The sequence below is a fragment of the Sphingosinicella microcystinivorans genome (assembly GCF_027941835.1).
Classification (GTDB): Bacteria; Pseudomonadota; Alphaproteobacteria; order Sphingomonadales; family Sphingomonadaceae; genus Sphingosinicella.
On sequence record NZ_CP116005.1, the window covers coordinates 26825 to 41125 of the forward strand.

Sequence of the window (14301 nt, forward strand, 5' to 3'; positions counted from 1 at the left end):
GAAAAGCATGAAGATCGCCCTCGCAGGCGCCGGCGCATTCGGCGAGAAGCACCTCGATGCACTGCGGCTGATCGGCGGTGTCGAGGTCGTCTCGATCGTCGGGCGCACGCTGGAGCCGACGCGGGCCGTCGCCGCGAAATACGGCGTCGGGCACGCCACGACAGACCTTGCCGAAGCGCTCGCGCTGCCCGGCCTCGACGCCGTGATCCTCGCGACGCCGACGCAGCTTCATGCCAAGCAGGCTCTCCAGTGCCTGAAGGCGGGCAAGCACGTGCAGGTGGAAATCCCGCTCTGCGACAATCTCGCCGAGGGCGAGGCCGTACTGAAGGCGCAGCAGGAAACCGGCCTCGTCGCGATGGTCGGCCACACGCGGCGCTTCAACCCGAGCCACCAGTATATCCACAAGAAGATCGAGGCGGGCGAGATCCGCGTCCAGCAGATGGACGTGCAGACCTATTTCTTCCGCCGCCGGAACATCAACGCCAAGGGCGAGCCGCGCAGCTGGACCGACCACCTGCTCTGGCACCACGCCGCGCACACGGTCGACCTGTTCGCCTATCAGGCGGGGCCGATCGTGCAGGCGAACGCGATTCAAGGCCCGCGCCATCCCGAACTCGGCATCGCGATGGACATGTCGATCCAGCTCAGGAGCGAAAGCGGCGCCATCTGCACGCTGTCGCTCTCGTTCAACAATGACGGCCCGCTCGGCACCTTCTTCCGCTACATCTGCGACAACGGCACGTGGATCGCGCGCTACGACGACCTCGTCACCGGGCGCGACGAGGCGGTGGACGTGTCGAAGGTCGACGTCTCGATGAACGGCATCGAGCTTCAGGACCGCGAGTTCGTCGCCGCGATCCGCGAGGGCCGCGAGCCGAACGCCGGCGTCGCGCAGGTGATGCCGTGCTACCGGGTGCTGGACGGTCTCGAAAGGCAGCTCGCCGCCGCCTAGGGAATATCGGCGGCCTGCGCCTTGGCGGCGCGGCGCTCCGCGAACCACTGCCGCAGCAGTTCGGCGGTGCAGCCGGTCTGCCCGCCGGTGCCGACCGCCGAGCAGCTGTTCGGCATCGTGGGACGGCTCGCCTCGTCGAGCGTCCGCACGCGCGCCGTCCACGATTGCGAGGGCGGGTCGGACCTCCTGGTTTCGCGCAGGCGTTTCGGGATGCGATACTGCTCGCCCTCGGGCTCCCGCGCGCAAACGACGATCTCGTCGCCGTCGGCCTTGGGGCAGGGTTCATTGCCGTAGACGGTGACGTTGCTGATCCGCTTCGGCACGTCCGCGGCGGCCGGATAGACCGCCACCAGCATGAGGGCGCCCAGCACGCCGATCAGCGGCCGCTTTCCCCGTACTGCCGCACCGCCGCGTTCCATGAGCCCGTCCGTCATCGCCTGCGCGCATCCTTCGCGCACCGGTCATGAGCGGAGGCTGAACGAAGGCGGTGTCATCCGCAAGCGGCGAGGAAGTCCCCGAGAACCCGGTTGTAGCGGTCGCGGTCCTCGACGAACGGGGCGTGGCCGCAATCCTCGAAGTCCTCCAGCCTGCCGCGCGGCGCGAGCGCCGCCGCGGCGCGGCCGATCTCCGGCGCCGCGACGGCGTCGAGACTGCCGACGATCGACAGGAACGGCACGTCGAGCGCGGCGAGGATGCCGCGCTGGTCGATGACGTCGAGGTCGCGGAGCGCGTCGTCGGCGGAGGGCGCCGCCTCCATGAACTGCGCCCACATCCAGTTCACCACCGCATCGCCCACCGGCTTCGCGCAGACGCCCTGCGACAGGCCGAGCAGGAAGCTGGCGCGGTCCGCGCGCAAGGTCTCCACCATGCCCGCGACCGTTCCGGCGGGCGCGCCGTGGGGGAAATCGGGGCCCTGCACGTAGCGCGGCGTCGCGCCGCATGTCGAAACCACGCCCGCGCAGCGCGCGCCGAGCCTGTGCGCCGCCGCGACGGCGACCGCGCCGCCGAGCGACCAGCCGTTCAGCACCGCGCGCGATATGCCGAGATGATCGAGCAGCGCGACGACGTCCCCCGCCGAGGCCGCGATCGAGCTTTCCCGGAAGTCCTTGTCGGACTTCGCGCAGCCGCGCTGGTCGAAGCTCACCACCGCGTGCCCCAGCGCTTGCAGATGGACGAGAACACCGTCCCACGCGCGCAGGCTCGTGCCCCAGCCGTGGATCAGCACCACCGGCGTCTTCGCGCCCGCATAGTGCTCGAAATAGATGCGGCGGTCGCCCTCGACGTTCAGAAAGCCCATGTCATCTCCCCTTGAGGCGCGGCAGCACCTTCGATGCGATATACTCCATCCGCCGCTGGCCGGATTCGACCGGCTCACCCGGGAACTGCGCCCAGAAATGGATGTCGCGGATCTGCGGATACGCCTCGATCAGCGCGTTCAGCTTCACGATGGCGGTTTCGGCGTCCCAGAGTTCGTAGAGGCCGCCCGCGATGGCGTCGGCGCCGGTCTCGAACAGCGGCGTCGTCTCCGGCGGGCCGAACGCGCCCCAGCGTATATATTCGTTCGACTGGTAGAGGATGTGCGGCGCGAGCTTCGCGGCCTCCGCCTCGGGGTCGTCGCTGATGATCGCCCAGTGCCCCGCGATGATCGTGCCCTCGCCGGGCCTCTTGCCGACGCGCTCCAGCGCCGCGACATACTCGTCCTGCCCGATGCCGCCCGTCGAGAGGAAGCCGTCGCCGATCCGCGCGGCGCGCTCGATCGCGGGCCCCGCCATGCCGCCGACGAAGATGCGCGGCCGCTGCTCGGGAACCGGCGTGACCGGATGATCGCCGACCGTGAAGCGCTTGCCTTCGAAGTCGACGTTCCCGCCCGACCACGCGCGGCGGATGATCTCGATCGCTTCCTCGATCAGGCTCGGGCGGTGCCTCAGGTCGCGCCCGAATTCGCGGAACTCCATCTCGCGGTAGCCGATGCCGACGCCGAGATCGAAGCGCCCGCCGGTGAGCAGCGAAAGCGTCGCCGCGTCCTCCGCGATGCGCACGGGGTCGTGGAGCGGCAGGATCATCAGGTTGGTGCCGATCCGCATCCGCTGCGTGCGCGCGCCGATGGCGGCGGCGATGACGAGCGGCGAGGGCGTGTAGCCGTCGTCGCAGAAATGATGCTCGGTGAGCCAGACCGAATCGAACCCGAGCGCCTCGGCCCCGGCGATCTGGTCGAGATACGCGGCGTACATCGCGCCGAACGGCTTGCGCCACTGCGCCGGGTTGCGGAAATCGTACCACAACCCGAAGTTCACCTGACCCATGCTCCCTCCCCTTCAGCGCCTCTTATGCGGGCGGGCTGAGCGTGATCCCGACGAGCGGGCTGAAATGATACATGACGACCCGGCGCTTGCGAATCTTCCAGACGCCGCCGCGCCGTTCGAAATCGTCGTAGTAGGTCGCGGAAACGGTCTGCGCCTGCCCGTCCGACGTGGTGCCGATGCAATCGACGTCGCACATGCCGCTCGCCGTGTCCTTGCCGGTGAATTCGACGCGGTGGTTGGTGGTGAAATGCGAGGACGCCTTCCACGCCGGCCACAGGATTTCCTTCACGGCCTTGGTGATGCCCGCGTGCCCTTCGAAATCGCCGAACGGCGGGCCGATCTCCCACACGCAATCCTCCCACCAGATGGCGAGGAACCGGTCCCAGTCGCGCTTGTCGAAGCCGTGGCAATAGTCGGCGGCGAGGTCCTGAAGCGCGAACCGGCTGGCAACGTAGTCGAGCGTATCGAGAGTCATTCGGCGGCCTCCTTGGCGAGATAGGGTGCGAGCTTGCGCTCCGCCTCCGCGCGAAGCTCCGGCACGAACTGCGTCGGGAACACGCCCGGCGCGGGCTTCACGTTCCTGAGCACGTCCTTCGCGACCGACACCTTGTGGACTTCGGTCGGGCCGTCGACGATGCCCATCTCGGGCACGTACTGCCACATGTTCATCAGCGGCGTTTCGTTGGACATGCCGAGCGAGCCGTGGAGATGCAGCGCGCGGTAGACGACATCGCGCAGCACGCCCGGCATCGCCGCCTTCACTGCCGAAATCTCGCGCCGGACGGGCCGCGAATAGCCGCCGTCGCGGTCGAGCAGCCACGCGGCGTAGAGCACGTGCAGGCGGAATTGCAGGATCTGCGTGTAGCTGTCGGCGATCTTCTCCTGCGTCATCTGCTTGTCGGCCAGCCGCTCGCCCTTGGTCTGGCGGCTGACGGCGCGCTCGCACATCATGTCGAGCGCCTTGTTCAGCATCCCCACGGTGCGCATCGCGTGATGCACGCGCCCGCCGCCGAGCCGCGACTGCGCCACCATGAAGCCGCCGCCGACGGGGCCGAGCACGTTCTCTTTCGGCACCCGGCAATCGGTGAAGCGCAGATAGCCGTGCACGCCCGATCCGATCTCGTCCTTCGGGCCGACCGCGACGTTGCGGACGATCTCAAGGCCGGGCGTATCGCGCTCGACGATCAGCATCGTCGAGCCCTCGTGCACCGGCACCGTGGGATCGGTGATGACGACGACGATCAGGAACTCGGAGAAGCAGGCGTGCGAGGCGAACCATTTCTCGCCGTTCACCACCCAGTGATCGCCGTCGGGCACCGCGCTGCACGTGAACTCCGCCGGATCGGCGCCCGCCTGCGGCTCGGTCATCGAGAAGCACGAGGCGATCTCGCCGTCGAGCAGCGGCTTCAGGTAGCGCGCCTTCTGTTCCTCGGTACCAAAGCGCGCGAGTATCTCGGCATTGCCGGTGTCCGGCGCCTGCGTGCCGAACACGGTGGGCGCGAAGCGGCTGCGGCCGAGAATCTCGTTCATCAACGCGAGCTTCACCTGCCCGAAGCCGTTGCCGCCGAGGTCCTTGCCGAGGTGGCAGGCCCACAGCCCCTTCGCCTTCACGATCGCCTTCAGCGGCGCCATCGCCGCGGCGGCGGGCGACGCGGGATCGAAGGGATCGGCGGGGCCGCGGAAGACGAGGTCGAGCGGCTCGATCTCCTCGCGGACGAAGGTTTCCATCCAGTCCAGCTTTTCCTGGAAATCCGGGTCAGTGCTGAAGTCCCAAGCCATTCGTATTCAAGCTCCGGCAGATCGTGGGAGGGAACAAGGAAGCCGGCGCGGCCTCAGCCGGCGTACCAGCCGCCGTCGATCCAGAGCTCGGCGCCGGTCACGTACTTGGCCTCGTCGGACGCGAGGTAGAGCGAGCCGTAGGCGATGTCCTCGGGTTCGCCGACATTGCCCATCGGGATCGAGGCCTTGATGGCGGCATCCTGCTCCGGCGTGATGTCGCCGAGGATGGGCGTGCAGATCTGCCCCGGGAAGATCGTGTTCACGCGGATGCCCTGCTTCGCGAACTCGAGCGCCGCGCCCTTGCTCATCACGCGCACCGCCGCCTTGCTGGCGTGATAGCTGAGCGCGTCCGGGCTGCCGATGAGGCCGTAAAGCGACGAGATGTTGACGATGGCGGCATTGCCGCTCTTCAGCAGCTCCGGCGCGGCCGTGCGCATCCCGAGGAACACGCCGGTCTGGTTGACGGCGATCATCCTGTCCCAGCCCTCGCGGGTTTCGGTGACGACGCCGCCCGGATGGAAGATACCCGCGTTGTTGACGAGCGTGGTGAGCCCGCCGAATTCCGAGACCGCCCGCGCGACCGCGGCTTTCCACGACTCCTCGCTCGTCACGTCGAGACGCTGGAACACCGCCTTGCCGCCCGCTGCCGTGATCTTGGCCACGACCTTCGCGCCGAGGTCCTCCTGGAGATCGCCGACGACCACCGCCGCGCCCTCGCGCGCGAACAGGCGCGCCTGTCCGGCCCCGAGTCCGCTTGCGGCGCCGGAAATGAGCGCGATCTTGCCTGCCAGTCTTGCCATCGAAATCTCCCCGGATTTTCGCGTGTTTCGTCGGAATGGACTTCCGAACGTCGAGACTCATTACAACACACTTGCTTGTTCATAACAAGAATATTAGTGTCTGCATCGAGATCGGGAAGCGGGATCGAATCAACCGCGTTCGAATCCCCGAAGAAGAGCGCCTCAAGCGCCACTCGGTTCAACGATGCAAAGCAATGCCCCGCACGCGGGGCGCATGGGGAGGTCGTTATGAACAAGCATATCCAAAGAGCACTGCCGGTCCTGCTGGTTTCCACCAGCTTTGCGGCACTGACCCCGGCCCACGCGCAGGAGCAGACCAGCGTCGGCCTCGACGAGATCGTCGTCACCGCCCGCAAGCGCGCGGAAAACCTTCAGGACGTCAGCTCCTCGATCTCGGCCATGTCCGCGACCGAGCTTGCGCGCCGCTTCGACGTCGACGTGCGCGACTTCGCGAACAGCTCGCCGAACGTCGTCATCGACGACACGCAGCAGGGCCCCGGCGGTGTCGCCGCCGTCACCATCCGCGGCATCGGCGTCGCGGACGTCGAGAAGAGCGTCGACCCCGCGGTCGGCGTCGTCATCGACGACATCTACGTCGGCACCAGCACGGGCGGCCTCATCAAGGCGATCGACCTCGACCGGGTCGAGGTGCTGCGCGGTCCGCAGGGCACGCTGTTCGGCCGCAACGCCATCGGCGGCGTCATCAACCTCGCGCGCTCGCGCCCCACGCAGGAGCTGACCGGCAAGGTCCGCGGCACCTACGCCAACCACGATTCGCTCGATCTCGAAGGCCTCGTCAGCTTCGGCCTCAGCGATGCGATCGCGGTCAAGTTCACCGCCGCGCACCGCAAGTCCGACGGCTACATGTACAACGCCACGTTCGGCAAGGACGGGCAGACGTCGGAGTTCACCGCGCTCGGCGTGCAGGTGCTGATCACGCCCACGGACAACCTGGAGTTCAGCTTCAGCTTCGACGACCAGAACACCAAGCAGGACCCGGGCCAGCTTCTCAATCTCGCGAAGTCCACGGACCTGTTCTGCGCCGTCTACGAGCAGTGCGCGCAGGGCGTCGGCGTGCCGCAGTCGGGCAGCCGCTACGTCTCGCTCGGCAACGGCCGCCTCGGCCGCAACGGCTTCTTCGACATGAACCTCGGCATCGCCAAGGCGAAGTGGGACATTTCCGACGATTTCGAGCTGCAATACATCTACGGCCGCCTCGAAACCGACGAGGACGCCTATCAGGACTGGGACGGCACCGCCCTCACCCTGTTCCACACGGACCGGCCCGCCCGCTACCATCAGGACACGCACGAGCTGCGCCTGACGAAGGCCAACGGCCCGCTCACCTTCGTGGTCGGCGGCTACCTCTGGGATTCGGCCTACACGATCAACCTCGTCAGCTACATCGGCTTCGCCGTGCCGGACACGATCCTCGCCATCCCGCAGGACGTGCGCCAGACGACCAAGTCCTACGCGGGCTTCTTCGAGGCCGACTACCGCTTCACCGACGCGCTGAAGCTCACCGTCGGCGGGCGCTACACCAAGGACAAGAAGACGAGCGGCGTCCTCGACGGCACCTTCTCGACGTGGGACGACCCGCGCCGCGAAAGCTGGTCCAAGTTCACGCCCAAGGCGAGCCTCAGCTACGACGTGAACGACGACCTCATGGTCTATGGCCTGTTCTCGCGCGGCTATCGCGGCGGCGGCTTCAACGGCCGTCCCTCGACGCTGTCGGCGGCGACCGTTCCCTACGACCCGGAGACCGTCGACAACTTCAAACTCGGCTTCAAGAGCGAGATGCTGGACCGCAGGCTGCGCCTCAACGTCTCGGCGTTCCTGATGAAGTACGACGACAAGCAGGAGGACGTCGACGTGCCGACGCCGGGCATCGGCACCGGCCGCGAGAACCGCACGCTGAACGCCGCCAGCGCCGAGATGAAGGGCATCGAGGCCGATCTCACGGCCCAGATCACCGAGAACTTCACGCTTTCGGCGAACCTCGGCTACCTCGACGCCAAGTACAAGGACTTCCTTGCCGACACCAACAATGACGGCGTCGTCGACGACAACAGCGCCCTCAAGCTGCGCCGCGCGCCGAAGTGGACGTGGGCGGTCTCGGCGAACTACGAGGCGGAGATCGGCCCCGGCACCGGCTGGATACAGGCGGACCTGCACTATCTCGGCGCGCACGAGATCACCTTCCTCAACAACCCCGCGTTCCACAACAAGGCGCAATACCTGATGGACGCGTCGCTCAACTACCGTATCGACAAGACGCAGATCAGCGTGTTCGGCCGCAACCTCTTCAAGGAGGACGGCTGGACGATCGGCTATGACGCGCAGGGCCTGTGGAGCTACGGTGCGGCGCGTCCGTCGCGGACCTACGGCGTTTCCGTGACGCAGAGCTTCTGAACGAAGAAAGACCGGCACAGGTGCGCAAATCCCTCCCCCCGAAACCGCGTTCCTGGGTCGTCACCGGCGGATCGCGCGGCTTCGGCCGCGCGATCGCCGAACACGCGGCAGCGAAGGGAGACCGTGTCGCCATCCTCGCCAGAAACGGCAATGTCGAAGCCGTCGCGCGCGAGATCGGCGACACGGTCGTCGGGATCAGGGCGGACATCACGCGCCCCGACGAGCTTCGCGCCGCCGCCGAGCGGCTCGCGGCGGACTGGGGGCACATCGACGTTCTGGTGAACAACGCCGGGCTGCACCGCGGCGGCCTCGTCGACCAGATCGCGGAGGAGGACTGGCAGGCGGTCCTCTCGACGAACCTCTCCGGCCCCTTCGGCATGATCCGCGCGGTGCTTCCGCACATGGGCGCGGGCGGCTCCATCGTGAACGTCGGCGCCGTCGTCGGCTTCCGGGGCTTTCCGGGGGACAGCGCCTACGGCGCCTCGAAGGCGGGCCTCGCCGGGCTCACGCAGGTGCTCGCGGTCGAACTCGCCCGCCGCCAGATCCGCGTCAATCTCGTGGTGCCGGGCTTCGTCTCGACGGAAATGACCGCGGGCATCGACGAGAAGGCGCGCAAGAAGCTGCACCAGCGCATCCCGATGCGGCGCGAGGGGCGCCCCGAGGAGATCGCCGAGGTCGTCTGGTGGGTCGCCGGCTCCACCTACATGACCGGCTCCGTCATCACCACCGACGGCGGGCTCTCGTGTGCGCTCTAGAGACGGCAGACGCCCGCTTTTCGGAATGGATGCGGGACACGCACGGCATCGGCGGCGCAAGGCTCGGCCCGCGCCTCAGCGGCGGTAACGTCAACGTCACGCGCCTCGTCGAAAGCGACGCGGGCCGCCTCGTCCTCCGCCACGCCCCCGCCGAAACCGTCTCCGAAAAGGCCGCGGCGGGCATCGAACGCGAATTCCGCATCGTCGAGGCGCTGACCGGCGTCGCGCGCGTGCCCCGCGCCGTCGGCTACTGCTCTGACGCAAGCATCATCGGCGCGCCGTTCGCGCTCACCGCCTTCGTGGACGGCACCGCCATCAGCACCGAACTCCCCGCTCCTTACGCGAATGACCCGGCGACGATCGACCGCATCGGCGAGGAGCTCGTCGACGCGCTCGCCGAGGTGCACGTCGCCGACTGGAAGGCGCGCCTGCCCGCCGGGTTCGGCAAGCCGCAGAACTTCGTCCGCAGGCAGGTCGAGCGCTGGACCGCGATCCGCGAGGCCGACGCGGTGCGCGACCTGCCGCTGATGCGCGACCTCGCGGGCTGGCTTCTGGAGAACCTGCCGCCCGAAGGCCCGGCGGCGATCGTCCACAACGACTATCATCTCGACAACACGCTGTTCGACACGGACGCGCCCCGCCTCAACGCCATCATCGACTGGGAGATGGGCGCCGTCGGCCACCCGATGATCGACCTCGGCCTCGTGCTGATGTTCTGGGGCCGCCCCGACCGCGCCGACCTCGGCTTCGGCTTCGTGCAGAAGGTCTCGAACCGGCCGGGCGTCGTGTCCGCGCGGGCACTCGCCGAACGCTGGAGCGCGCGCACCGGCTTCGACAGCGGCGCGCTCGACTATTTCCGCTGCCTCGCCTTCTGGCGTCTCGCCGCGATGGTGGAGGGCGCCTACGGCCTCTACCGGCGCGGGCAGGTGGACACGCCCTACGCGCGCAGGCTCGAAGCCGATGTCCCCGCTTTGCTCCGCGAGGCGGCGGCGCTGATCGACGGATCGACAAGGGAAGACCGATGAAAGCGACCATGATGCACCTGCCGATGACCGTGCAGATGATCATGCGGCACGGCGCGCGTATCCACGCGGCAAGCGAGATCGCCTCCTACGACGGCGCGCGCCTGCACGCGGCAAGCTACGCCGAGGTCGCCGAGCGCGCGGCGCGGCTGGCGCGCGCCCTCCTCGCACTCGGCGTGAAAGACGGGGACAGGGTCGCGACCTTCTGCTGGAACCATCAGGCGCACATGGAGGCCTATCTCGCCGTGCCCTCGCTCGGCGCGGTGCTGCACACGCTCAACATCCGCCTGTTCGCCGCGCAGGTCCGCTACATCGTCGAACATGCCGAAGACACGGTGCTGATCGCCGACGCCTCGCTCCTCGAACAGCTTCGCGAGGTGCTGGCGGCCCCGACGCCGATCCGCCACCTGATCGTCGTCGGCGACATGCCTGACGAGATCGCGTTCCCGGGCGCCGTACACCGCTACGAAGACCTCCTCGCCGCCCACGATCCCCTCGATGTCTGGCCGGACATCAGCGACGACGAGCGCGCAGCGGTCATCTGCTACACCACCGGCACGACCGGCAACCCGAAGGGCGTCGTCTACAGCCACAAGTCGATCTTCGTGCACAGCCTCGCCTCGATGGGCGCCGACACGTTCGCCGTCGCGCAGGCCGACCGCATCCTGCTGCTGCCGCCGATGTTCCACGCCAACGCATGGGGCCTGCCCTACACGGGCTGGTTCGCCGGCGCGCGCTTCGTGATGCCCGGCGCGCACCTCCAGCCCGATCACATCCGGCGGCTGATCGAGGAAACCCGGCCGACCTTCACCGCGATGGTGCCGACGCTCGTCAACGACCTGCTCCTGGCGCACCGGCGCCAGCCGCTCGACATGTCGTCGTTCCGCGTCATCGTGTCGGGCGGCTCGGCGGTCTCGCCCGCGCTCATCGACAGGGTGCGGGAGACGTGGGGCCTGCCCGTGCTGCAAGGCTGGGGCATGACCGAGACCAGCCCGCTCTGCGCGCTTTCCGTCCCGCCGGTGGGCACGCCGCCGGAAGAGCAGGCGGTGTGGCGCGCGAAAAGCGGCCGTCCGGTGCCCGGCGTCGAGGTGCGCATCGTCGATGCCGCGGGCGCGCCGGTTCCGAACGACGGCGAGAGCGTCGGCGAGCTCCAGCTTCGCGGCCCGTGGATCACCGGCGCCTACCACAAGCAGGACGCCGCCGACGCCGTCACCCCCGACGGCTGGCTCAGGACCGGCGATGTCGGCACCATCGACGCCCGGGGCTACGTGCAGATCACCGACCGCGCCAAGGACGTCATCAAGTCCGGCGGCGAATGGATCTCGTCGGTGGAGCTGGAGGCGCATCTCGCCGCGCATCCCGCCGTCATCGAGGCGGCGATCGTCGCCGTTCCCGATCCGCGCTGGGAGGAGCGGCCGCTCGCCGTCCTCGTCGCCGACGACGCCCCCGAAATCGGCGCGCTTCGCGCCTATCTCGCCGAGCGCGTCGCGCGCTTCTGGGTGCCCGAATACTGGGTGTTCGTCGAGGCGCTGCCCAAGACCAGCGTCGGCAAGGTTGACAAGCTTGCGCTTCGCAAGCAAGCGGCACTCGGAGAAATCGTCTACAGCCGCTATCAGGATCGTTAGTCGCGCAGGGCGATGACAACGGATGGGGCAGTGACGATGGCCGACAGCGCCGCCGCGGCAAGGAAAACACCGAGGAAGACAACGGCAGGGAAGGCGGCCGCACGGAAAACCCCGGAAAAGGCGCCCGCCGAAGCCGAGCCGAAACGCACCCGCATGACGCAGGCGGAACGCAACGCCCGCTCCGCGAACCGGATGTACGAGGCGGCGATGCAGCTCATCGTCGAGCGCGGCACGCACAACACGACGCTGAAGGAGGTCGGCGAGCTTGCCGGCTACAGCCGCGGCCTCGCCGGAAACCGCTTCGGCTCCAAGGAAGCGCTGTTCAGCGCGCTCGTGGTGTATTTCAACAAGAAATGGGCGGCCGAACTCTGGAAGTTCGTCGGCGGACGCACCGGGCTTGCCGCCTTCTGCGCCGCGCTCGACGCGGTCGAGCACTATCTCGAGACCGAGCCGGTGAACATGAAGGCCATGTACACGCTGTGGTACGAATCGATCGGCAGCCACAACGAGGTGCGCGAACGGCTCGCCGCGAACCACCGGGCCTACAAGCACGACGTCGAGCAATGGCTGCGCGAAGGCATCGAGCAGGGATTCGTGCGGCCCTACATCAACCCGTCGCACATCTCCGTGCAGTTCCTCTCGTTCATTTCGGGCACGATCTACCAGTGGCTCGTCGACCCCGAAGCCATTGATGTGAAACAGGCTTTCGCGGACTATCGGCAGATCACGCTCGACGCGATCACCGAGCGGCGCCGCGCGCCCCGCCCCTAACCGGACGGCGCCTTCCAAAACTTGCTAGCTTTAAACAAGTAAATGTTGCCGACCCTCTCCTTCTGGGTTAGCATGATGCCATCCTGAACATCACAGGAGTCGCCCGCAGCCGGAACAGGCGCGGGCCGCGAGGCATCACGCTGGGGAGGTTTCAAATGAAAGTCGGATTGTTGATGGTGTTCCAGAACTTCATGGATCAGACCTCTGATCGTGAAGCCTACGAACGCGACCTTGCCCTCGCCGATCTCGCCGAACCCCTCGGCTTCGATACGCTCGGCGGCGTCGAGCACCACTTTTCCAACTATGCGATGATGGCCGACAACGTCGAGTTCCTCGCCTACATGGCCGGGCGCACGAAGACGATCGGCCTGCTGACGGGCGCCGTGATCCTGCCGTGGAACGATCCGCTGCGCGTCGCGGAGAAGATGATCCTGCTCGATTACCTCAGCAAGGGCCGCGCGCTGTTCGGCATCGGCCGCGGCCTCGCGCGCCGCGAATACGATACGTTCGGCATCGACATGAACGAGGCCCGCGACCGCTTCGACGAATCCGCGGAGATGATCATCTCCGCGCTCGAAACCGGCGTCATCGAAGGCACCGGCCGCTATTACAAGCAGGCGAAGACGCCGCTTCGTCCCGCGCCCTACGCCAGCTTCAAGGACCGCTTCTACAGCGTCGCCATGTCGTCGGATTCCGTGCCGGTCTGCGCGCGCCTCGGCGCCAAGATGATGAGCTTCGCGCAGAAGCCGTGGGAACAGATGGCGCCGCATTTCGACAGCTACCGCACGCTGTATCGGGAGCATCACGGCCGCCCGGCCCCCGCCCCGGTCTGCGTCGACTTCCTCGCCTGCGACGAAAGCGCGGACCGCGCCGAGGCGCTCGCCCGCGAGCACATGTCGAACTACTATCTCACTGTCATGCACCATTATGAAATGGCGGGCGACCAGTTCAAGAACCTGAAGGGCTACGGCGACTATGCCCAGAACGCCCAGATCCTGAAGGACATGGGCCAGGAAGCCGCGGGCAACGCCTTCGTCGACGTCAACACGTGGGGCACGCCGCAGCAGATCCTCGAAAAGCTCGAAAGGCGCCGCCAGGCGCTCGGCGAGTTCGACCTGACCGTCCAGATCACCTACGGCGGCATGTCCGGCGAGAACGCGCAGAAGAGCATGAAGCTCTTCGCCGAAAAGGTGCTTCCGGAGCTGCACTCCTGGACGAACAGCAACGGCTGAGCCGACCCGGGACCCGCACGCCGATGACCCGCGAACTCGCGATCCTGCTCGACGATGCCGCTCTTGCCGGGGCGGGCCGCGGCATCTTCTTCGTGGACGCCGCCGGCATCACGGCGGCCGACGTGAACCGCATGGCGACGCACGGGCGCGGCGTGATCAGCGCGTCCATGTCGCTTTCGCGGGCGTTCGCGCTCGGGATCGGCCGCATGGAGCGGGCGCGCGTGCGGCCGGATTGCCCGGTCTTCCTCGCCAGCGTCGAAGCCTCGGCGTGCTGCGAGACGGGCATTTCCGCGGAAGAGCGCGCGCTGACGCTGCGCACGCTCGGCCGGGCGGACACGGCGCCCGGCGACCTCAAGTCGCCGGGGCACATCATGCCCGCGGTCGTGATGGAGAACCGGAGCGTGCTCCCGGATTTCGGTCAGGCCATCGTCGCCGCATCCGGCGGGCTGGTCGCGGCGTGGTGCGATATTCTCGATCACCGGGGCAACGTGGCCGGCACGCGCGACGTGCTGGCCCTCGCCGCGCGGCTGCAAATCGAGGTGATGCGCGCGAACGTATCGGTTCCGGCGCTGCATAGGCCGCAGCGGGAACCGGTGCTCGCCGATTGCGCCTAGAGGCTGCCTTCCGCGCCCGGCCTGTTCAGAATCCGT

Annotated in this window: 14 protein-coding genes; 8 read left to right on the forward strand and 6 right to left on the reverse strand. The window is 67.7% G+C overall.

All coding sequences use genetic code 11. The annotated features are described in order from the left end of the window. The first annotated feature begins 7 nt into the window (after nt 1–7). The gene (locus tag PE061_RS00135; protein WP_271257227.1) at nt 8–952 is read left to right on the forward strand and encodes a Gfo/Idh/MocA family oxidoreductase; all 945 of its coding nucleotides are present in this window, start codon (nt 8–10) and stop codon (nt 950–952) included. On the opposite strand, the gene PE061_RS00140 is transcribed toward PE061_RS00135, so the two are convergent. Genes PE061_RS00140 through PE061_RS00165 form a run of 6 tightly spaced genes read right to left on the reverse strand, consistent with a single transcriptional unit; the run spans nt 949 to nt 5834 of the window. Beyond that, entirely contained in the window at nt 949–1386 is a 438-nt protein-coding gene (locus PE061_RS00140; RefSeq protein ID WP_271257228.1) for a hypothetical protein, read from the reverse strand. The two genes, PE061_RS00135 and PE061_RS00140, sit on opposite strands and share 4 nt — an antisense overlap. 56 nt (nt 1387–1442) lie before the next feature. After that, nucleotides 1443–2249, reverse strand: coding sequence for an alpha/beta fold hydrolase (locus tag PE061_RS00145; RefSeq protein ID WP_271257229.1), 807 nt, complete (start codon nt 2247–2249; stop codon nt 1443–1445). A gap of 1 nt (nt 2250) precedes the next feature. Continuing rightward, nucleotides 2251–3255, reverse strand: a complete 1005-nt coding sequence (locus PE061_RS00150) for an LLM class flavin-dependent oxidoreductase (RefSeq protein ID WP_271257230.1) — start codon at nt 3253–3255, stop codon at nt 2251–2253. A gap of 22 nt (nt 3256–3277) precedes the next feature. Beyond that, complete coding sequence (locus PE061_RS00155) at nt 3278–3730, reverse strand: nuclear transport factor 2 family protein (RefSeq protein ID WP_271257231.1); 453 nt, start codon at nt 3728–3730, stop codon at nt 3278–3280. Beyond that, nucleotides 3727–5034, reverse strand: a complete 1308-nt coding sequence (locus PE061_RS00160; RefSeq protein WP_271257232.1) for an acyl-CoA dehydrogenase family protein — start codon at nt 5032–5034, stop codon at nt 3727–3729. Before PE061_RS00160 ends, PE061_RS00155 begins: the two co-directional genes overlap by 4 nt. Before the next feature lie 53 nt (nt 5035–5087). Next, the gene (locus PE061_RS00165; protein ID WP_271257233.1) at nt 5088–5834 is read right to left on the reverse strand and encodes an SDR family NAD(P)-dependent oxidoreductase; all 747 of its coding nucleotides are present in this window, start codon (nt 5832–5834) and stop codon (nt 5088–5090) included. Nucleotides 5835–6062: 228 nt separating this feature from the next. Here PE061_RS00165 and PE061_RS00170 point away from each other — a divergent pair, with 228 nt between their 5' ends. From PE061_RS00170 to PE061_RS00200, 7 genes are all read left to right on the forward strand, one after another. Beyond that, nucleotides 6063–8246: a TonB-dependent receptor gene (locus tag PE061_RS00170; RefSeq protein ID WP_271257234.1), complete on the forward strand. Its 2184-nt coding sequence runs from the start codon at nt 6063–6065 to the stop codon at nt 8244–8246. 20 nt (nt 8247–8266) lie between these two features. Continuing rightward, a complete protein-coding gene (locus tag PE061_RS00175; RefSeq protein ID WP_271257235.1) occupies nt 8267–9001 on the forward strand; it encodes an SDR family NAD(P)-dependent oxidoreductase in 735 nt (244 codons plus the stop codon). 29 nt (nt 9002–9030) lie between these two features. Continuing rightward, a complete protein-coding gene (locus PE061_RS00180) occupies nt 9031–10026 on the forward strand; it encodes a phosphotransferase family protein (protein WP_271257236.1) in 996 nt (331 codons plus the stop codon). After that, nucleotides 10023–11648 carry a long-chain-fatty-acid--CoA ligase gene (locus tag PE061_RS00185; RefSeq protein ID WP_271257237.1) on the forward strand — a complete coding sequence of 542 codons (1626 nt, stop codon included), beginning with the start codon at nt 10023–10025 and terminating at the stop codon, nt 11646–11648. The genes PE061_RS00180 and PE061_RS00185 overlap by 4 nt, the downstream gene beginning before the upstream one ends. A 36-nt stretch (nt 11649–11684) precedes the next feature. Beyond that, nucleotides 11685–12419 (forward strand): TetR/AcrR family transcriptional regulator, encoded by a 735-nt coding sequence (locus PE061_RS00190; protein ID WP_271257238.1) that lies wholly within the window; start codon nt 11685–11687, stop codon nt 12417–12419. A gap of 155 nt (nt 12420–12574) precedes the next feature. After that, the gene (locus PE061_RS00195) at nt 12575–13651 is read left to right on the forward strand and encodes an LLM class flavin-dependent oxidoreductase (RefSeq protein WP_271257239.1); all 1077 of its coding nucleotides are present in this window, start codon (nt 12575–12577) and stop codon (nt 13649–13651) included. Nucleotides 13652–13674: 23 nt separating this feature from the next. Next, complete coding sequence (locus PE061_RS00200) at nt 13675–14265, forward strand: 3,4-dihydroxy-2-butanone-4-phosphate synthase (protein ID WP_271257240.1); 591 nt, start codon at nt 13675–13677, stop codon at nt 14263–14265. Nucleotides 14266–14301 lie beyond the last annotated feature (36 nt).